The sequence below is a fragment of the Pseudomonas sp. 22189 genome, assembly GCF_052045635.1.
Classification (GTDB): Bacteria; Pseudomonadota; Gammaproteobacteria; order Pseudomonadales; family Pseudomonadaceae; genus Aquipseudomonas; species Aquipseudomonas parakoreensis.
Genome location: NZ_JBQEPG010000011.1, coordinates 176,316 through 193,860, shown reverse-complemented (window position 1 = coordinate 193,860; position 17,545 = coordinate 176,316). Strand labels below are relative to the sequence as shown.

Sequence of the window (17,545 nt, the reverse complement as noted above, 5' to 3'; positions counted from 1 at the left end):
CGGACTGTGATCAGCTGTGCAGGCGTACCCACACCGAGACCAGTACGGTCGCCGCGATCAACCACGCGACCACCGCCACCGCCAGTGACGCTTCCAGGCGCATGCGGTCGACCATCACGTACAGCGTCGCCAGATAGATGAAGTAGGGAATGATCGACCACATGCCGAACACGATGGTCGCTTTCAGATCATCGACCGAACGGCCCTTGCCGACGATGTAGTGGGCAATCAGCGCGAAGGTCGGAAACAGCGGCACCAGTCCGGCGATGTAATAGTTTTTGGTCTTCGACAGCGCGGCGAGGATCACCACCACTGCGGCGCCGAGGGCGGCTTTGAGAATCAGATCCATCAGTGGCTCAACCCGTATTTTTTCACTTTGTCGAACAGCGTGGTCTTGGCCATGCCCAGCTCCAGGCTGGCCTGGGTCAGGTTGCCGCCACTGCGTTGCAAGGCGTCATTGAGCAGATTGCGCTCGAAGGCTTCCACCGCTTCGGCGAACGCCAGCCCCTGACCGCCGCTGCTGGCGCCGGACTTCTTGAACGCCGGCAGGCCGAGGGCAAAGCGCTCGGCGACGTTACGCAGTTCGCGCACGTTGCCCGGCCAGTCGTGGCTCATCAGGTTTGACAGGGTCTGGTTGTCCAGCTCGGGCAACGCGCGGTCGAAACGCAGCGCCGACTGCTGGGTGAAGTGTTCGAACAGTTGCAGGATGTCCTCGCGGCGCTCGCGCAGCGGCGGCAGTTCCAGCGTCACCACGTTGAGGCGGTAGTACAGGTCGCTGCGAAACTCGCCGGCCTTGCTCGCTTCGTCGAGGTCGGATTTGGTCGCCGCAATCACCCGGCAATCCACCGCCACGCTCTGGTTCGAGCCGAGGCGTTCGAGGGTGCGTTCCTGCAACACCCGCAGCAGTTTGATCTGCAACGGCAGCGGCATGCTTTCTACTTCATCGAGGAAGAGCGTGCCGCCGTCGGCGTGTTCGATCTTGCCGATACGCCGTTTGCCGGCGCCGGTGAAGGCGTTGGCTTCGTGGCCGAAAATCTCGCTTTCGAACAGGTTCTCCGGCAGGCCGCCGCAGTTCAGCGCGACGAATTGCTTGGTGTGGCGGCGGCTGAAGTCGTGCAGGCAGCGCGCGACCAGTTCCTTGCCGGTGCCGGTCTCGCCTTCGATCAATACGTTGGCCGAGGTGTCGGCGACGTTGGCGATCAGTTCGCGCAGGTTCTGCATCGCGGGGGAACGACCGATGATCCGGCCTTCCAGGGAGTCGCGTTCGGCCAGTTGCCGACGCAGCGACGAGACTTCGCGAGCGAGGCTGCGTTGCTCCAGTGCGCGGCGGGCGACGTCGACCAGACGCTCCGGCGAGAACGGTTTCTCCATGAAATCGTAGGCGCCTTTCTGCATCGCACCGACCGCCATTGAGATGTCACCATGACCGGTGATCAGCACCACCGGCAGACTGCGGTCGCGTTGCTTGAGGCGGGTCAGCAGTTCCAGGCCATCGATGCCCGGCAGGCGGATGTCGCTGATGACGATGCCGGCGAAGTTGTCGCCAACCTGCTCCAGCGCTTCTTCGGCACTGCCGACACCGATGCAGGGAATGTCTTCCAGGGTCAGTGCCTGCTGGCAGCCGAGCAGCACATGGGGGTCGTCTTCGACGATCAGCACACTAAGGTCGTGGTTCATATTGGCTCGGCAGGAGTAGGGCTTACCAACGGTAAACTGAGGACGAAGGTGGTGCCACCGCTGGCCGGATGTTCGACACCCAGGTGCCCGCCGGTGGCGGCAGCGAGGCTGGCGGAGAGGGTCAGGCCGAGGCCCAGGCCCTGTTCGCCGGGTTTGGTGGTGAAGAACGGCTCGAACAGATGCTTGCGCGCCTCGGCATCGACGCCGTGGCCGTTGTCGCGCACCCGCAGACGATATTTGCCGTTGAACTCTTCCCCCTCCAGCCACAGTTCCGGCTGCGGCTGCGCCTGCATGGCGTCGAGGGCATTGCCGATCAGGTTGACCAGAATCTGTTCGAGGCGGGTCTGGTCGATCTGCACTTGCACGTCGATGAATTGCCGATGCAGTTGCAGTGACGCGCTCTCGACCCTGGCACCCAGCACCTGCAGCGCGGCGTCCACCGCTTTGCCGAGACTGGCCTGGCCCTTGTCGTCCCCGCGTCGGGCGAACGAGCGCAGGCTGGCCGTGATCCGGCCCATGCGGTCGATCAGGTCATTGATGGTCTTGAGGTTGGTGCTGGCGACGTCGAGCTGGCCGCGTTCGAGGAACCGAATGGTGTTGCCGGACAGGGTGCGCATCGCCGCCAGCGGCTGGTTCAATTCGTGGGCAATGCTGGTCGACATCTGGCCGATGGCTGCGAGTTTGCCGGCCTGCACCAGTTCGTCCTGGGCGCGGCGCAGGGTTTCTTCGGCCTGCCGTCGTTCGCGGATCTGGCTCTTGAGGCGTTCGTTGCTGGCGCGCAGGTCGCCGGTGCGTTCGGTGATCCGTCGTTCGAGTTGACTGTTGGCTTCCTGCAAGGCTTCGCGGGCGGCGAGGCGGGTGGCGATGACCTTGCGCCGCTCGTTCCAGGCAATCAGCAGGAACGCCACCAGGGCGAAAGCCACGGCCACCAGAATGCCTTGGTTGATCGCTTCGCGGCGCAGGTCCTGCAACGGCGTGAGCAAGGTGAAATTCCACGGTGTGTCGCTCAGTGGCCGGGTCTGAGCCAGATAGCTGATGCTGTCGTCATCGGCGCTCACTTCGCTGTTGGCGGGGAAGGTCAGTTTCTCCACGCCTTCGGCCAGGGTTTCGCGGGCCAGTGGTTGCAATTCGTTGAGCGGGAACCAGTAATACTGCAGGCTGCGGGCGAGCTTCTCCTTGGTTTCATCGCTCAGCGGAACCACCGATTTCAGGCGCCGCGCCGGGTCGCTGGAAAGAATGATGATGCCGTTCTCGTCGCTGACGAAGGCTTCCAGACGGGCGCGCTGCCAGCGTTCTTCCAGGGCTTCGAGACGCACTTTGACCACGGCGACGCCAATGATCTTGCCGTGCTCTTCCAGTCCGTGGGCCAGGTAGTAACCGGGTTCGCCGCTGGTGCTGCCGATGCCGTAGAAACGTCCGGGCTCGCCGCGCACGGCTTTCTGGAAATAGGCGCGGAACGACAGGTCTTCACCGAGGTAACTGTCGACGTCGCGCCAGTTGCTGGTGGCCATCACGCGGCCGGTGGTGTCCATGACATAGATGGCCCGACTGCGGCTGCGCCGGTTCAGGCCTTCAAGGTAAGCATTGACCGTTTGCCGGTGCTCCGGGGTCGGGTCGGCCAGCAATTGCGGGACGCTGGTTTCCAGTTCCAGCAGGCTGGGCAGGTAGGTGTATTTGCTGATCTCGCTTTCGACGGTACGCGCGTGCAGTTCGAGCTGACGCTGGCCGTTTTCGCTGAGGCTGCGGATGCCGAAATGTTCACTGGTCCAGAAGCCGATGTAACCCAGTCCGATCATCAGCACGATGATCAGCGGCGGCAGAAACAGATGGCGAATCAGACGAGGCTTCACGGCAAGTGATGGCGGCGCTGCGCGATAGAGATTGGGGTCGCATTTCATCACAGTTGCCTTGGGTCAACCAGCATGGCTAACAGCATCCCGGTTTGTTCGAGCGCGGAACCTGTGGCGAGGGGATTTATCCCCGATCGGCTGCAAAGCAGTCGTCAAACCGGCAGATGCGGTTTGATTTTGAAATGCTGGGGTCGCTTCGCGGCCCATCGGGGATAAATCCCCTCGCCACAAAGCTCCCTCGCCACAGCGTTCAGTGTGTTGCTTTTAGTGCTGCAGGATTTTCTCGAGGAAATGCTGCGCGCGTTCGGAGCGTTGGCTGATGTCGCCAAAGAACTCTTCTTTCTTGCAGTCTTCGATGATCTTGCCGGCGTCCATGAAAATCACGCGGTCAGCCACTTTGCGGGCGAAGCCCATTTCGTGGGTCACGCACATCATGGTCATGCCTTCCTGGGCCAGTTGCACCATCACGTCGAGCACTTCGTTGACCATTTCCGGGTCGAGCGCCGAGGTCGGTTCGTCGAACAGCATGACGATCGGGTCCATCGCCAGCGCGCGGGCAATCGCCACACGCTGCTGCTGACCGCCGGACAGTTGCCCCGGGTGCTTGTGGGCATGCGCCGACAGGCCAACGCGTTCCAGCAGTTGCAGACCTTTTTTGGTCGCTTCTTCCTTGCTGCGGCCCAATACCTTGATCTGCGCAATGGTCAGGTTTTCGGTGATGGTCAGGTGCGGGAACAGCTCGAAATGCTGGAACACCATGCCGACGCGCGAGCGCAGTTTCGGCAGGTTGGTCTTCGGGTCGGCAATCGAGGTGCCATCGACGACGATGTCGCCTTTCTGGAACGGCTCCAGCGCGTTGACGCATTTGATCAGGGTCGACTTGCCCGAACCCGATGGGCCGCAGACCACGATCACTTCGCCTTTCTTGACCTCGGTGCTGCAATCAGTCAGCACCTGGAAGTCGCCATACCACTTGTTGATGTTCTTGATGGAGATCATACGGCAAACCTTTTTTGCAGACGCTTGACCAGCAGCGAGGCGGAAAAGCTGATGATGAAGTAAACGACACCGGCAAAGATCAGGAACTCGTTGGAACGACCGATGATGTCGCCGCTGGAGCGGGCGGAGTTGAGGAAGTCCACCAGGCCCACGGTATAGACCAGCGAGGTGTCCTGGAACAGGATGATCGACTGTTGCAGCAGCAACGGGGTCATCTTGCGGAACGCCTGGGGCAGGATGATCAGACGCATGGTCTGGCCATAGGTCATGCCCATCGCCTGCGCGGCGGCCATCTGGCCTTTGGGGATCGACTGCACGCCGGCACGGACGATTTCACAGAAGTACGCGGCTTCGAACATCATGAAGGCCACGACGCAGGACGTGAACGCGCCGATCGGGGTGTCTTCGCCGGTGATCCAGCGCAGCACGAACGGTACCGCCAGGTAGAACCAGGTGATCACCAGCAGCAGCGGGATCGAGCGGAAATAGTTCACATAGGCGCCGGCCACGCGGGACAGCAGTTTGCTGGACGACAGGCGCATCAGCGCGAGGATCGTACCGAGCACGATGCCGCCGACCACGCCCATGACCATCAGCTTCAAGGTCATGAGCATGCCGTTCCACAGGCCCGGGATCGCGGGGATGATGCCGCTGAAATCGAAGTCCATTATTTACCCCCCACGGAGATCAGGCCGGGCACCGCGACTTTCTTCTCGACCATGCGCATCAGCAGCATCAGGCTCATGTTCAGGGTGAAGTAGATCAGCGTGGCCAGGGTGAACGCTTCAAACAGGTTGGCCGAGAATTCGGCGGTCTGTTTGGTTTGCGCCAGCAGTTCCATCAGGCCGATCAGGGACGCCACGGAGGAGTTCTTGAAGACGTTGAGGAATTCCGAGGTCAGCGGCGGAATGATGATGCGGTAGGCCTGCGGCAGCAGCACGTTCCAGTAGATCTGCGGCAGCTTGAAACCCATGGCGCGGGCGGCGGATTCCTGGCCCCGCGGCAGCGCCTGGATACCGGTGCGCACTTGCTCGCAGACCCGGGCGGCGGTGAACAGGCCCAGGCACACGACGACGCTCAGGTAGGCCGAGGTGGTCGGGTTCAGATCCTGTTTGTACCAGTCCTGCAGGTTTTGCGGCAGCAGGTCGGGCACCAGGAAGTACCAGATGAACAGCTGAACCAGCAGCGGCACGTTGCGAAACAGCTCGACGTAGCACGTCGCGATGCCCGACACGAGGCGGCTCGGCACGGTGCGCATGACCCCCAGAATGGAGCCCAGCAGCAAAGCGATGATCCAGGCCACGACGGCGATGGCAATGGTCCAGCCCAGACCGGAGATGAACCAGTCGAGATACGTCTCGCTGCCCACGCCGGTGGACTTGAAGAACACGCCCCAGTCCCAGTTGTAATTCATTAGGGTCTCCCCTCGAAATCGATCGATGTACAAGCACCCGCTTGGGGAAGATCCTTTCCCGTCCGACGTTGAACGTCGGGCACACGCGATCGGCTCGGAAACCGCCTGGTCGAGTGTTCCACAGTAAAGCCAGCAGGTAGTAACAGACGTCTGAGGGAGGTTGCTCCCTCAGACGACAGGTTAGTCAGGAATCAGATTTTTACGTCAGGCGCAGGCTTGTCGCTCGGATTGGCGATCAGCTCTTTCACCTTGTCGCTCATCGGGAAGTTGAGGTTCAGGCCCTTTGGCGGAATCGCGGTTTCGAACCACTTCTTGTAGATCTCGTTGATCTTGCCGGACTTGTACAGGCCGACGATGGCGTCATCCACAGCCTTCTTGAAGGCCGGGTCGTCTTTACGCACCATGCACGCGTAGGCTTCGAAGGATTGCGGAGTACCGGTGATGACCCAGTCGTCCGGCTTCTTGGCCTTGGCTTCTTCACCGGCCAGCAGGGCGTCGTCCATCATGAAGGCAACGGCGCGGCCGCTTTCCAGCATGTTGAAGGATTCGCCGTGGTCCTTGGCGGAGATGATGTTCATGCCCATCTGCTTGTCGGCGTTCATCGCTTTGATGATGCGCTCGGACGTGGTGCCAGCGGTGGTCACGACGTTTTTGCCTTTGAGGTCGGCGAAGTCTTTGTAGGACGGGTTGCCATCCTTGTCTTTCTTGACCAGCAGACGGGTGCCGATTTCGAAGATGTTGACGGTGAAATCGACCTGTTGGGCGCGTTCGGCGTTGTTGGTGGTCGAGCCGCATTCGATATCCGCAGTGCCGTTCTGGATCAGCGGGATACGGGTTTGCGAGGTCACCAGGTTGTACTTGACCTGCAGGTCTGGCTTGTTCAGGTCTTTTTTCAGGGCTTCAACGATGGCCACTTGAATGTCGTGGGAGTAGCCCACTGGCTTGCCGGAAGCATCCGCGATGTAGGAAAACGGGATGGAGCTGTCGCGGTGAGCGAGGGTGATGGTGCCGGAATCGTTGATTTTCTTCAGGGTGCCGGTGAGTTCGGCGGCGAAAACTGGTGTGCTGATCAGAGCGGCCGCAATGGCTGCGCCCAGGATAGGGGGAACGATGCGCATCAAATTTTCCTCGAATTGTTTTTTTTATGGAGCCAGTTCGTCGGCCCTTTTGTGCTTCGAATGCCTGACGGCTCCTGAAGTGTTGGCACGGCAGGCATTCGTCGAGAGAGTGTAGAGCATGAGTCGTGCCAGACCAGTTGCAGTGGATCAACTGATTGATTAATAAGGAAATTAAAGTTTTTAGTTAGTGTTTTTGGCTGAAATTGATCCGGTTATCCGAATCGACCGGCAGGTCGCGTTCGGAAAACCGAACGATCTTTTAATCGCTGCCCTCATATTGATGATCGTTCGAGCCCACATTCCCTTGTGGCGAGGGGATTTATCCCCGATAGGTCGCGAAGCGGCCTTCTTTCAGCGCAAAGGCGAGGACCGCTTCGCAGTCCATCGGGGATAAATCCCCTCGCCACAGGGTTAGTGGCAGGCAAAGTAAGTCACGCAGCAAAAAGCCCCTGAATCTCTCAATTCAGGGGCTTTCGTTTTAAGCGAGGTTCAAATCACGCCGCTTCAGTCTTGCGGTTCTGCTCGACCTTGCCCAGGTAGGCCGCCAGTTTCTCCTGCTCGGCCGGGGTGGTGAACAGGCCCAGTTTGCTGCGACGCCATAGAATGTCATGCGCCGTGGTCGCCCATTCTTCGCTGCACAGGTAGTCAACCTCACGGGTATAGAGCCCGCCGCCGAGGTGTTCGCCCATGTCGGCCAGCGTTTCCACGCCTTCGAGCATGCGCCAGGTGCGGCTGCCGTAGGTGGTGGCCCAGCGGCGAGCGATTTCGCTCGGGACGAAGTCGAACTTGTCGCGGACCTGTGCGCTCAAGGCTTGTGGGGTGGTCATGTCTTCACCGCCGGGCAGGGTCGCGGTAGCGGTCCAGCTCGGGCGCATCTGGGTGAAGTACGGCATCAACTGGGCCATCGCCGACTCTGCGAGCTTGCGGTAGGTGGTCAGCTTGCCGCCGAACACCGACAGCAGCGGTGCCTCTTCGCCGCCGCCAGACAGGGCCAGGGTGTAGTCGCGGGTTACGGCCGACGGGTTGTCGGATTCGTCATTGCACAGCGGGCGCACGCCCGAGTAGCTGTGCTGGATGTCGTCGCGGCTGATCTGCTTCTTGAAGTGGGCGTTGACCACTTTCAGCAGGTAATCGGTTTCGCCGTCGGTGATTGCCACTTTTGCCGGATCGCCGGTGTACTCACGGTCGGTGGTGCCGATCAGAGTGAAGTGGTTCAGGTACGGAATAGTGAAAACGATGCGCTGATCTTCGTTTTGCAGGATATGCGCGTGATCGCCTTCGTACAGCTTCGGCACAATGATGTGGCTGCCCTGAATCAGGCGAATGCCGTATGGCGATTCCATCTTCAGGTCGTCACGGATGAACTTGGCGACCCATGGACCGGCGGCGTTCACCAGCGCTTTGGCGGTGATCGAAAACAGGCTGCCATCGGCGCGTTCCAGGTTCAGGTACCACAGCCCCTTGGCGCGGCGGGCGCTGACGCAACGGGTTTGGGTGTGAATATGGGCGCCGTGTTCACGGGCAGCCATCGCATTCAACACAACGAGGCGGGCGTCGTCGACCCAGCAGTCGGAGTATTCGAAGCCTTTCTTGATTTCGCTTTTCAGCGCGCTGTCGGCACCGAACTTCAGGCTTTTCGAACCTGGCAGCTTTTCGCGCTTGCCGAGGTTGTCATAAAGGAACAGGCCCGCGCGGATCATCCACGCCGGACGCAGGTGCGGGCGGTGCGGCAGCACGAAACGCATCGGCTTGACGATGTGCGGCGCCTTGGCCAGCAGCACTTCGCGCTCGGCCAGTGCTTCACGCACCAGACGAAATTCGTAATGTTCGAGGTAGCGCAGGCCACCGTGGATCAGCTTGCTGCTGGCCGACGAAGTGTGGCTGGCCAAGTCATCCTTTTCGCATAGGAATACCGAAAGACCGCGACCGGCGGCATCCGCTGCAATCCCCACGCCATTGATCCCGCCGCCAATCACGGCAACATCATAGATCTCGGCAATCGGGGGCGTACGCAAGGTAGAGGTGGACATCGGCTGGCCTCGGGCTCTTTTGATTTTCTGTCTTGGAAATCGAACATAAATGTTCATTTGCGAAAATGGTAGCCCATAAAGACGCGCGCAGCCAGTCGCCTTCGATTGAAAAAACTCATCGAAGGGCGGCTAAAAGAAAATTTTCGAACATTATTGAGGCGGGGATGCTCTCTGTGGCGAGGGGATTTATCCCCGATGGGCCGCGTAGCGGCCCCTCAATGTTGGATATCAGGCACACCGCATTGGGTGGTTTTGGGACTGCTTCGCAGCCCATCGGGGATAAATCCCCTCGCCACAGGGGAATGTCGACGGGATTAAACGACTTCCAGACGAATCTTGTGCTGGCTCAGCAATTGCGCCAGCGCCGGCACCGGTTGCTGATCGGTCACCAGGCAGTCGATCAGGCTGATCGGCCCGAGGCGGATCATCGCGTTACGCCCGAACTTGCTCGAGTCCGCCGCCAGAATCACCTGCCGCGCGTTGGCGATGATCGCCTGCGACACGCGGACTTCCTGATAATCGAAGTCGAGCAGGCTGCCGTCTTCGTCGATGCCGCTGATACCCACCAGTGCAAAATCGACCTTGAACTGATTGATGAAGTCCACGCTCGCCTGACCGACCACACCGCCGTCACGGCGCACGTTGCCGCCGGTCAGCAGCACATCGAAATCATCCTTGGCACTGAGCATCGAGGCGACGTGCAGGTTGTTGGTGATGATCTTCAAATGGTTGTGATTGAGCAGGGCGCGGGCAATCGATTCGGTGGTGGTGCCGATGTTGATGAACAGCGAGGCGTGATCGGGGATCTGCGCGGCGATGGCTTCACCGATGCGTTGTTTTTCGTCGCGCATCTGATCGGCGCGCATCGCATAGGCGGTGTTTTCGACGCTGGAATCGTAGGCCGCGCCGCCATGGTAGCGACGCAACAGATTGGCTTCCGCGAGCTGATTGATGTCGCGGCGGATGGTTTGCGGGGTCACAACGAACAGCGTGGCCATTTCCTCGATGCTCACATAGCCGCGTTCGCGGACCAGCTCGAGGATTTGCTGCTGACGGGGAGGCAGATTCATGGGGCTTCCTTTGGGCTGCCATGCAAAATTTGCCCATGATGACGCAGGAATCTCCTCCCGACCAGTTTCCAAACAACGTGAAAGCTACTGCGCTCGGCAATCCTGCGTTAAAAACAGGCTCGGACTGCTCATTTACAAACCCGTAAACTCCGCGTCCTCGCCTGTTTTTGCCTTGTCTTGCCTTCGCTCGCTACGCTTTCACGCTGTTTGGACAGCTTAAGTCAGTCTTCAGACTGGCTTATTCAGCGTCTTCACGCGCCCAGTCACGGGTGCGGCTGACGGCTTTTTTCCAGCCTTTGTACAGTTTCTCTTTCTCGACTTCGTCCAGGCTCGGTTCGAACTCGCGCTCGATTACCGCTTTGCCGCGCAGTTCTTCCAGGCTGCCCCAGAAACCGCACGCCAGACCGGCCAGATACGCCGCGCCCAGTGCCGTGGTTTCGCGCATTTGCGGGCGCTCGACCTGGGTGCCGAGGATGTCGGCCTGGAACTGCATGAGGAAGTTGTTGGCGACCGCGCCGCCGTCCACGCGCAGGGCCTTGAGGCGTTCGCCGGAGTCCTGTTGCATGGCGTCGAGCACATCGCGGGTCTGGTAGGCGATCGACTCCAGCGCGGCACGGATGATGTGATCCACGCGCACGCCGCGCGTCAGGCCGAACAGTGCGCCACGGGCATACGGGTCCCAGTACGGAGCGCCCAGACCGGTGAACGCCGGTACCAGGTACACGCCGTTGCTGTCCTTCACTTTGTTGGCGAAGTATTCGGTGTCGTGAGCGTCGTTGACGATCTTCAGTTCATCGCGCAGCCACTGCACGGTCGAGCCACCGTTGAAAACTGCGCCTTCCAGGGCGTAAGCCACTTCGCCACGCGGGCCGCAAGCGATGGTGGTGAGCATGCCGTGCTGCGATTTCACCGCTTTGTCGCCGGTGTTCATCAGCAGGAAGCAGCCAGTGCCGTAGGTGTTTTTTGCCTGGCCCGGCTCGACGCACATCTGGCCGAACAGTGCCGCTTGCTGGTCACCGGCGATACCGCCGATGGCGATGCCGCTCTTGGTGCGACCGTAGATTTCCGAAGACGCTTTCACTTCCGGGAGCATCTCGCGCGGGATGTCGAGGATTTCCAGCATCTTCGAATCCCACTCCAGCGAGTGGATGTTGAAGAGCATGGTGCGCGAGGCGTTGGTGTAGTCGGTGACGTGCACTTTGCCGCCGGTGAATTTCCAGATCAGCCAGCTGTCGACGGTGCCGAACAGCAGTTCGCCGTTGCGCGCACGCTCGCGGCTGCCTTCGACGTTGTCGAGGATCCACTTCAGCTTGGTGCCGGAGAAGTACGGGTCGGTGACCAGACCGGTGTTGTCGCGGATGTACTCTTCGTGGCCATCGCGCTTGAGCTGCTGGCAGATCTCGGTACTGCGGCGGCACTGCCAGACGATGGCGTTGTACACCGGACGACCGGTGGTCTTGTCCCAGACCACGGTGGTTTCACGCTGGTTGGTGATCCCGATGGCGGCGACCTGATCGTGATGCAGACCAGCCTGGGCCAGCGCTTCGACCATTACCGCGCTCTGGGTGGCAAAGATTTCCATCGGATCGTGTTCGACCCAACCGGCTTGCGGGTAGTGCTGGGCGAATTCGCGCTGGGCGGTGCAGACCACGTTCGCGTCGCGGTCGAAGATGATCGCGCGGGAGCTGGTCGTACCCTGATCGAGGGCAATGATGTAGTTCTTATTCTGAATGTCGGTCATGTCGATTGCCTTGGACGAAATAAGGGAGAGTGGGCCGTGGCGCGGGTTCTAAATGGGCAGGAACCCGCGCCGACTGTTTCAAGAAGTTCTTGGTTTGCCGTCAATGGCCGGTTCTGCATCCTTTGTAGCAGGTGTGGCGCCGGTCAGGTGACGGGCAATGAGCCCGCGATACCCGGCAGCGCCGAGGCAGGCACCGACAATCGGTGCAAAAATCGGTATCAGGAAGTACGGAATATCGCGGCCGCCAGTGAAGGAAATTTCACCCCAGCCGGCGAAGAAAGTCATCAGTTTCGGACCGAAGTCCCGGGCCGGGTTCATCGCAAAACCGGTCAGCGGGCCCATCGAGCTGCCGATCACGGCAATCAGCAAACCGATCAGCAGCGGGGCCATCGGGCCTTTCGGCAGGCCGTTGTTGTCGTCGGTCAGGGCCATGATCACGCCCATCAGGATCGCGGTGATGATCATCTCGACCAGGAACGCCTGGGCGGTGGACAGCACTGGATTGGGGAACGTCGAGAACACCGAGGCCAATTCGAGGCTGGCGGCCGTGCCACGCACCATGTGATGGGTTTGTTCGTAATCGAAGAACAGGTTGCTGTACAGCGTGTAAACCAACAGCGCGCCGCAGAAGGCGCCAGCGATCTGCGACAGGATATAGAACGGCAGTTTGCGCTTTTCGAAGTCGGCGAAAATGCTCAGGGCGATACTCACGGCAGGGTTCAGGTGCGCGCCGGAAACGCCGGCGGTCAGGTAGATCGCCATGCTCACGCCGACGCCCCAGATGATGCTGATTTCCCACAGACCGAAGCTGGCGCCCGCGACTTTGAGCGCGGCGACACAGCCGGTGCCGAAAAAGATCAGAAGTGCAGTCCCCAGAAACTCGGCCAGGCATTGGCCGGAAAGCGATGGTTGCTGTAAAGCAGTTGTCATTGAAAACCTCGGTTTTTGTTGTTGTCTGGCGCGTTTGCCGTCAGGGCAAGGCGCGATTTTCCCCGGGGCAGGATCCCCATCCTGTTCCCGGTTTACTGCTGGGTGCTGCAGTGACGATAATTCTTACATTATTCAGATTCGAAAAAATATAGACAAGAAACAAACCTGTCAAAGGTCGAAAGTGAACCGTCGGTCACAATTCAACTATCAACCTGCTGAATGGTCCTGCCAATGGCGGCGGCGATAGCCTGGCGACTCACACGCAAAGCCCGGAAAACGGGGCTTGCGCTAGAGCCTTTTGCGCTGTGATGACCTAGAATCCGGCGCAGGATTTTTCTGTTGATGCCGAGCCTGGAGCTGCCATGACCCCTGCGTTGGACTTGTTGAAAAAAGTTCGTGCCGAACATCGCGTGCACAGTTACGAACATGACCCGAAGGCCGCGTCCTACGGGCTGGAGGCCGCAGAGAAACTGGCGCTGGAGCCGGCGCAGGTGTTCAAGACGTTGCTCGCTGCCAGCGAAAAAGGTGAATTGCTGGTGGCGGTGGTACCGGTCGTCGGAAGCCTTGATCTCAAGGGGCTGGCACACGCGGCGGGCGTGAAGAAAGTCGAAATGGCTGACCCGGCTGCGGCGCAACGCTCCACCGGTTACCTGCTGGGCGGGATCAGTCCGCTGGGGCAGAAGAAGCGTCTGCGCACCTTCATCGATAACTCGGCTCAGGGTTTTGCGACTATTTATGTCAGTGCTGGCCGACGCGGCCTGGAGGTCGAGTTGGCGCCCGCCGTACTCGCCGAGCACACCCAGGGCAAATTTGCCGACATCGGTCGGGTGTAACGCTGAATTCTGTATGAAGAAAATTGGCCGGTTCTGTCACTGGCGCTGATCCGGCCCGCGCCGCATGCTCTGCCCACGGACTTAGGGAGAAGGTTATGCAGCTTGAGTTTCATCAGGTCGACGCGTTCAGCGACCGACCGTTCAGTGGCAATCCGGCGATGGTGTATCGGCTCGACGCATGGCTTGCGGATGAGTTGATGCAGAAGATCGCCGCCGAACACAATCTGGCGGAAACCGCGTTCGTGGTGCGCGAAGGCGCCGCGTGGCACATCCGCTGGTTCACTCCGACCACCGAAGTGCCATTGTGCGGGCATGCGACGCTGGCCAGTGCCCACGTGTTGTTCGAGGTCTACAAGGAAAACGTCGAGCGTCTGGACTTCACCTGCAAGTCCGGGCCGTTGAGCGTCAGCCGCGAAGGCGATCGCCTGTGGCTGGACTTTCCGTCGATCGTGCCATCGGCGATTGGCGTGACGCTGGATGTCGAGCGTGCGCTGGGTGTCGAGGCGGTGGATGTGCTCGGTTCCAACGAGTTGTTCGTGGTGCTGGAGTCGGAGCAGGCAGTGCTCGACTGCACACCGGACATGGTCGCGCTGGCGAAACTGCCGTGGCTCGGCGCCATCGTGACGGCGCGCGGCAATCAGCATGATTTTGTCTCGCGTTATTTTGCGCCGGCCATTGGTATCAACGAAGATCCGGTCACCGGTTCGACGCATTGCAGCTTGATTCCGTACTGGTCGAAACGTCTGGGCAAGTCGAGCCTGACCGCGTGCCAGCGTTCGGCGCGGGGCGGGGAGTTGTTCTGTCGGCTGGAGGGGGAGCGGGTGAAGATCGGCGGGAATGCGACGCTGGTGGCCAGCGGTACACTGATCCTCGGTTAACGCAAGACTTTGTTGGAGTGAGCCTTTGTAGTGAGGGGATTTATCCCCGATGGGCTGAGCAGCAGCCCCAAACCATTACTTGCACAGTGCCAGGCACTCCGCGGTGCAGGTTAAAGGGCCGCTTCGCGCCCCATCGGGGATAAATCCCCTCACCACAAAAAACCTCCACACTCCGATGTTCTGTTTGATCAGAGGGCGGTGCTGTAGCGGCGGACGCCGTTTTCCACTGCCGGGATTTGTGCGGCGGTGCTGCCCGATGCCTGGAACAGGACCAGGTGTTCTGCAGCAACCCGAATCCCGACATCCGCACCCACCTGATGGTCGGCATGGCTGGGGAAGATCGATTCCAGCTGCGCGCCGGTCGGCAGTTGCAGGCGATACAGGGTCGAGGCACCGAGGAAGGTCTTGCCGACGATGCGTGCTTTCAACGCGCTGTCCGGCGCATAAACGATGTCATCCGGACGCAGCAACACATCTACCGCGCCGCCCACCGGCCAGGTATAGGCCCGGTTGCCGCGCAGTTCGCCGAGTTCGGTCTGCACCGATTCCGGGCTGCCGAGCTGACCGCGAATGAAATAACCCTGACCAATGAAGCTGGCCACAAACGGCGTCGCCGGCTCGTGGTAGAGATTGTAGGGTGTGTCCCACTGTTCCAGCCGACCTTCCTTGAATACACCAACATGATCGCTGACGGCGAAGGCTTCTTCCTGGTCGTGGGTCACCAGAATCGCACTGGTGCCACGGGCCTTGAGAATGTCGCGCACTTCGTGGCTGAGCTTGCGCCGCAGTTCGCCATCGAGGTTGGAGAACGGTTCGTCGAGCAGCAGAAGTTGCGGTTCTGGCGCCAGGGCGCGGGCGAGGGCGACGCGTTGTTGCTGGCCGCCCGAAAGCTCGTGCGGGAAGCGTTTGCCGAGGTTCTTCAGGTTGACCAGTTCCAGCAGCTCTTCAGTGACGCGCGCCTTGTTCGGGTGCTTGCGGATCCCGAAGGCGATGTTGTCCGCGACGCTGAGGTGCGGGAACAGCGCGTAGTCCTGGAACACCATGCCGATTCGGCGTTTCTCCGGGGCCAGAGTGAAACCGGCGCTGGAAATGGTTTCGCCGCCCAAAGTGATTTCCCCTTCGTGCACCGGTTCAAAACCGGCAATCGCGCGCAGGGTGGTGGTCTTGCCGCAGCCGGACGAGCCGAGCAGGCAGCCGATGTCGCCGGCGTTGAGGTGCAGATTGAGGTTCTGCACCACGCGTTGATCTTGGTAGCCGCAAGCGAGGTTGCGCAGGTTCAGCAGTAATTCATGACTCATGCGTGGTGATATGCCGGTTCGACGAGGAACTCAAGCAGGGCCTTCTGTGCGTGGAGACGGTTTTCTGCCTGATCCCAGGCAACGGAGCGCGGGTCATCGAGCAGGTCGAGGCTGATTTCTTCACCGCGGTGCGCCGGCAGGCAGTGCATGAACAGCACATCTTCAGCCGCCAGATCGAGCAGGGCGCGGGTCACCTGGAACGGTGCAAACAGCTTCAGGCGCTTGGCAGTTTCCTCTTCCTGACCCATCGAAGTCCAGACGTCAGTGCTCACCAGGTGCGCACCGCGCACGGCGTCTTGCGGATCGCGGACGATGGTCACGCGATCGCCGGCGCGGGCGACGAACTCAGGATTGGGCTCGTAGCCTTGCGGGCAGGCAACGCGCAACTGGAAGTCGAACTGGATCGCCGCTTCTATATAGCTGTTGCACATGTTGTTGCCGTCGCCGATCCACGCCACGGTCTTGCCCTGAATCGAGCCACGGTGTTCGAGGAAGGTCTGCATGTCGGCCAGCAACTGGCACGGGTGCAGGTCATCGGACAGGCCGTTGATCACTGGCACGCGCGAGTTGGCGGCGAATTCGGTCAGGGTGCTGTGGGCAAAGGTACGGATCATCACCGCATCGAGCATGCTCGACATGACGATGGCGCAGTCGCCAATCGGCTCGCCACGGCCCAGCTGGGTGTCACGCGGCGACAGGAAGATCGCCTGGCCACCGAGCTGGATCATGCCGGCCTCGAAGGAGATCCGGGTACGGGTCGAGGATTTCTCGAAGATCATCCCCAGGACGCGGTTTTTCAGCGGCTCGAACAGTACGCCGCGGTTACGCAGGTCCTTGAGCTCAACGCCTCGACGGATCACGCTGACCAGCTCTTCGGGCGTGCAATCCATCAGGGAGAGAAAGTGCCTTGCGCTCATCATTGACTACCTTTTTGTTACAAACCGCAGATGCTCAAAGCCTTGTTTAACGGAACAACGGGCGAGACCTGCGGCGTAAGCCGCACGGGGCGACGAAATAGGGGAAGGCGCGATATTGACACTAAATGTCGCGTTACGCCAATAGGCTACGGATTTTGCGGGACTCGGAGGATGTTTCGTATCTTGCTGTCGGACATATGAAGACCGGTTCAAGGCCGCAGCGAGCCTCTTTGTACACCGGCCTTGCAGGGCTTGGCAATTGAGTGTGGCGGGGATCGAGTCGCCTGGGTCGGTTTACGACCGTGGCGCCATGCCATCACTTGGTCGGATGCTCGGACTGAAACATTTGCTAAAGCAAAGTGCTGGGTTATAAATAAGTTTCGAGCGACGCAGGAAGCCTCCGCATGGAATCGAAAGAAAAACTGTTAATGGAACTGCTGGGTCACACGGCTCGCTCATTGACCCATCTCACCGCGTCGGTGACCTCAATGTCCTTCGAACTGCTGCGCAGCGAAGACGAAGTGGTCAAGACCGCCGGCCGTCACATGATCGATCGCATGGCGACCATCAGTGCCGGGCTCGACGAGCACTGGCGGCTGATCGGCGAACTCACCGGCGTGCATGTCGCCCACGAGCAGATCGAAACCATTCAGGAAATTCAGCTGGCCGCGCCGCCGCAACTGCCGTCGAATTGATCATGGCGGTGTATCGGCTCGCCTGATAACCGTCGATTCACAAGACGAACGTCGCTGGCGCAGGATCTGCGCCGGGGCCATAGTTTTGTTCCCGC

The 17,545-nt window shown here is 60.3% G+C and carries 16 protein-coding genes; 3 read left to right on the top strand and 13 right to left on the bottom strand.

Annotation, left to right across the window (positions count from 1 at the left end; genetic code table 11):
• Nucleotides 1-10 precede the first annotated feature (10 nt).
• The 11 genes from ACTJKS_RS14385 to ACTJKS_RS14335 form a co-directional block, all read right to left on the bottom strand.
• Entirely contained in the window at nt 11-340 is a 330-nt protein-coding gene (locus ACTJKS_RS14385) for a GlpM family protein (protein WP_198758263.1), read from the bottom strand.
• Between the two features lie 8 nt (nt 341-348).
• Nucleotides 349-1,677, bottom strand: a complete 1,329-nt coding sequence (locus ACTJKS_RS14380; protein ID WP_041068329.1) for a sigma-54-dependent transcriptional regulator — start codon at nt 1,675-1,677, stop codon at nt 349-351.
• Complete coding sequence (locus tag ACTJKS_RS14375) at nt 1,674-3,575, bottom strand: sensor histidine kinase (protein WP_108183680.1); 1,902 nt, start codon at nt 3,573-3,575, stop codon at nt 1,674-1,676. The genes ACTJKS_RS14380 and ACTJKS_RS14375 overlap by 4 nt, the downstream gene beginning before the upstream one ends.
• A gap of 216 nt (nt 3,576-3,791) precedes the next feature.
• Nucleotides 3,792-4,526, bottom strand: coding sequence for an amino acid ABC transporter ATP-binding protein (locus ACTJKS_RS14370; RefSeq protein ID WP_041068333.1), 735 nt, complete (start codon nt 4,524-4,526; stop codon nt 3,792-3,794).
• Complete coding sequence (locus ACTJKS_RS14365) at nt 4,523-5,194, bottom strand: amino acid ABC transporter permease (RefSeq protein WP_041068335.1); 672 nt, start codon at nt 5,192-5,194, stop codon at nt 4,523-4,525. The genes ACTJKS_RS14370 and ACTJKS_RS14365 overlap by 4 nt, the downstream gene beginning before the upstream one ends.
• A complete protein-coding gene (locus ACTJKS_RS14360) occupies nt 5,194-5,940 on the bottom strand; it encodes an amino acid ABC transporter permease (RefSeq protein ID WP_041068336.1) in 747 nt (248 codons plus the stop codon). The genes ACTJKS_RS14365 and ACTJKS_RS14360 overlap by 1 nt, the downstream gene beginning before the upstream one ends.
• Nucleotides 5,941-6,131: 191 nt before the next feature.
• Nucleotides 6,132-7,058, bottom strand: coding sequence for a glutamate/aspartate ABC transporter substrate-binding protein (locus ACTJKS_RS14355; RefSeq protein WP_262948216.1), 927 nt, complete (start codon nt 7,056-7,058; stop codon nt 6,132-6,134).
• Nucleotides 7,059-7,552: 494 nt separating this feature from the next.
• Nucleotides 7,553-9,088 carry a glycerol-3-phosphate dehydrogenase gene (gene glpD, locus ACTJKS_RS14350; RefSeq protein WP_108183677.1) on the bottom strand — a complete coding sequence of 512 codons (1,536 nt, stop codon included), beginning with the start codon at nt 9,086-9,088 and terminating at the stop codon, nt 7,553-7,555.
• 314 nt (nt 9,089-9,402) lie between these two features.
• Entirely contained in the window at nt 9,403-10,158 is a 756-nt protein-coding gene (locus tag ACTJKS_RS14345) for a DeoR/GlpR family transcriptional regulator (protein WP_007916700.1), read from the bottom strand.
• 238 nt (nt 10,159-10,396) lie between these two features.
• The gene (glpK, locus tag ACTJKS_RS14340) at nt 10,397-11,899 is read right to left on the bottom strand and encodes a glycerol kinase GlpK (RefSeq protein ID WP_041068348.1); all 1,503 of its coding nucleotides are present in this window, start codon (nt 11,897-11,899) and stop codon (nt 10,397-10,399) included.
• Nucleotides 11,900-11,977: 78 nt separating this feature from the next.
• Nucleotides 11,978-12,829 carry an MIP/aquaporin family protein gene (locus ACTJKS_RS14335; RefSeq protein ID WP_027612073.1) on the bottom strand — a complete coding sequence of 284 codons (852 nt, stop codon included), beginning with the start codon at nt 12,827-12,829 and terminating at the stop codon, nt 11,978-11,980.
• A gap of 362 nt (nt 12,830-13,191) precedes the next feature.
• Between ACTJKS_RS14335 and ybaK the strand changes: the two genes are divergently transcribed.
• Together ybaK and ACTJKS_RS14325 are read left to right on the top strand one after the other, a co-directional pair.
• Nucleotides 13,192-13,662: a Cys-tRNA(Pro) deacylase gene (gene ybaK, locus ACTJKS_RS14330; RefSeq protein WP_047296209.1), complete on the top strand. Its 471-nt coding sequence runs from the start codon at nt 13,192-13,194 to the stop codon at nt 13,660-13,662.
• A 95-nt stretch (nt 13,663-13,757) separates the two neighbouring features.
• Nucleotides 13,758-14,540: a PhzF family phenazine biosynthesis protein gene (locus ACTJKS_RS14325; protein ID WP_041068354.1), complete on the top strand. Its 783-nt coding sequence runs from the start codon at nt 13,758-13,760 to the stop codon at nt 14,538-14,540.
• 188 nt (nt 14,541-14,728) lie between these two features.
• On the opposite strand, the gene ACTJKS_RS14320 is transcribed toward ACTJKS_RS14325, so the two are convergent.
• Together ACTJKS_RS14320 and argF are read right to left on the bottom strand one after the other, a co-directional pair.
• Entirely contained in the window at nt 14,729-15,838 is a 1,110-nt protein-coding gene (locus ACTJKS_RS14320; protein ID WP_108183676.1) for an ABC transporter ATP-binding protein, read from the bottom strand.
• Nucleotides 15,835-16,755 (bottom strand): ornithine carbamoyltransferase, encoded by a 921-nt coding sequence (gene argF / locus ACTJKS_RS14315; protein WP_047296204.1) that lies wholly within the window; start codon nt 16,753-16,755, stop codon nt 15,835-15,837. The genes ACTJKS_RS14320 and argF overlap by 4 nt, the downstream gene beginning before the upstream one ends.
• A gap of 404 nt (nt 16,756-17,159) precedes the next feature.
• On the opposite strand from argF, the gene ACTJKS_RS14310 reads away from it, so the two are divergent.
• Complete coding sequence (locus tag ACTJKS_RS14310; protein ID WP_027612069.1) at nt 17,160-17,450, top strand: hypothetical protein; 291 nt, start codon at nt 17,160-17,162, stop codon at nt 17,448-17,450.
• The last annotated feature ends 95 nt before the right edge of the window (nt 17,451-17,545 follow it).

Coding starts and splice junctions, on each gene's coding strand:
- argF (WP_047296204.1), bottom strand. CDS start 16,755: ATGAGCGCAAGGCACTTTCTCTCCCTGATGGATTGCACGCCCGAAGAG.
- ACTJKS_RS14310 (WP_027612069.1), top strand. CDS start 17,160: ATGGAATCGAAAGAAAAACTGTTAATGGAACTGCTGGGTCACACGGCT.
- ybaK (WP_047296209.1), top strand. CDS start 13,192: ATGACCCCTGCGTTGGACTTGTTGAAAAAAGTTCGTGCCGAACATCGC.
- glpD (WP_108183677.1), bottom strand. CDS start 9,088: ATGTCCACCTCTACCTTGCGTACGCCCCCGATTGCCGAGATCTATGAT.
- ACTJKS_RS14335 (WP_027612073.1), bottom strand. CDS start 12,829: ATGACAACTGCTTTACAGCAACCATCGCTTTCCGGCCAATGCCTGGCC.
- ACTJKS_RS14365 (WP_041068335.1), bottom strand. CDS start 5,194: ATGGACTTCGATTTCAGCGGCATCATCCCCGCGATCCCGGGCCTGTGG.
- ACTJKS_RS14370 (WP_041068333.1), bottom strand. CDS start 4,526: ATGATCTCCATCAAGAACATCAACAAGTGGTATGGCGACTTCCAGGTG.
- ACTJKS_RS14325 (WP_041068354.1), top strand. CDS start 13,758: ATGCAGCTTGAGTTTCATCAGGTCGACGCGTTCAGCGACCGACCGTTC.
- ACTJKS_RS14345 (WP_007916700.1), bottom strand. CDS start 10,158: ATGAATCTGCCTCCCCGTCAGCAGCAAATCCTCGAGCTGGTCCGCGAA.
- ACTJKS_RS14375 (WP_108183680.1), bottom strand. CDS start 3,575: ATGAAATGCGACCCCAATCTCTATCGCGCAGCGCCGCCATCACTTGCC.
- ACTJKS_RS14320 (WP_108183676.1), bottom strand. CDS start 15,838: ATGAGTCATGAATTACTGCTGAACCTGCGCAACCTCGCTTGCGGCTAC.
- glpK (WP_041068348.1), bottom strand. CDS start 11,899: ATGACCGACATTCAGAATAAGAACTACATCATTGCCCTCGATCAGGGT.
- ACTJKS_RS14380 (WP_041068329.1), bottom strand. CDS start 1,677: ATGAACCACGACCTTAGTGTGCTGATCGTCGAAGACGACCCCCATGTG.
- ACTJKS_RS14360 (WP_041068336.1), bottom strand. CDS start 5,940: ATGAATTACAACTGGGACTGGGGCGTGTTCTTCAAGTCCACCGGCGTG.
- ACTJKS_RS14355 (WP_262948216.1), bottom strand. CDS start 7,058: ATGCGCATCGTTCCCCCTATCCTGGGCGCAGCCATTGCGGCCGCTCTG.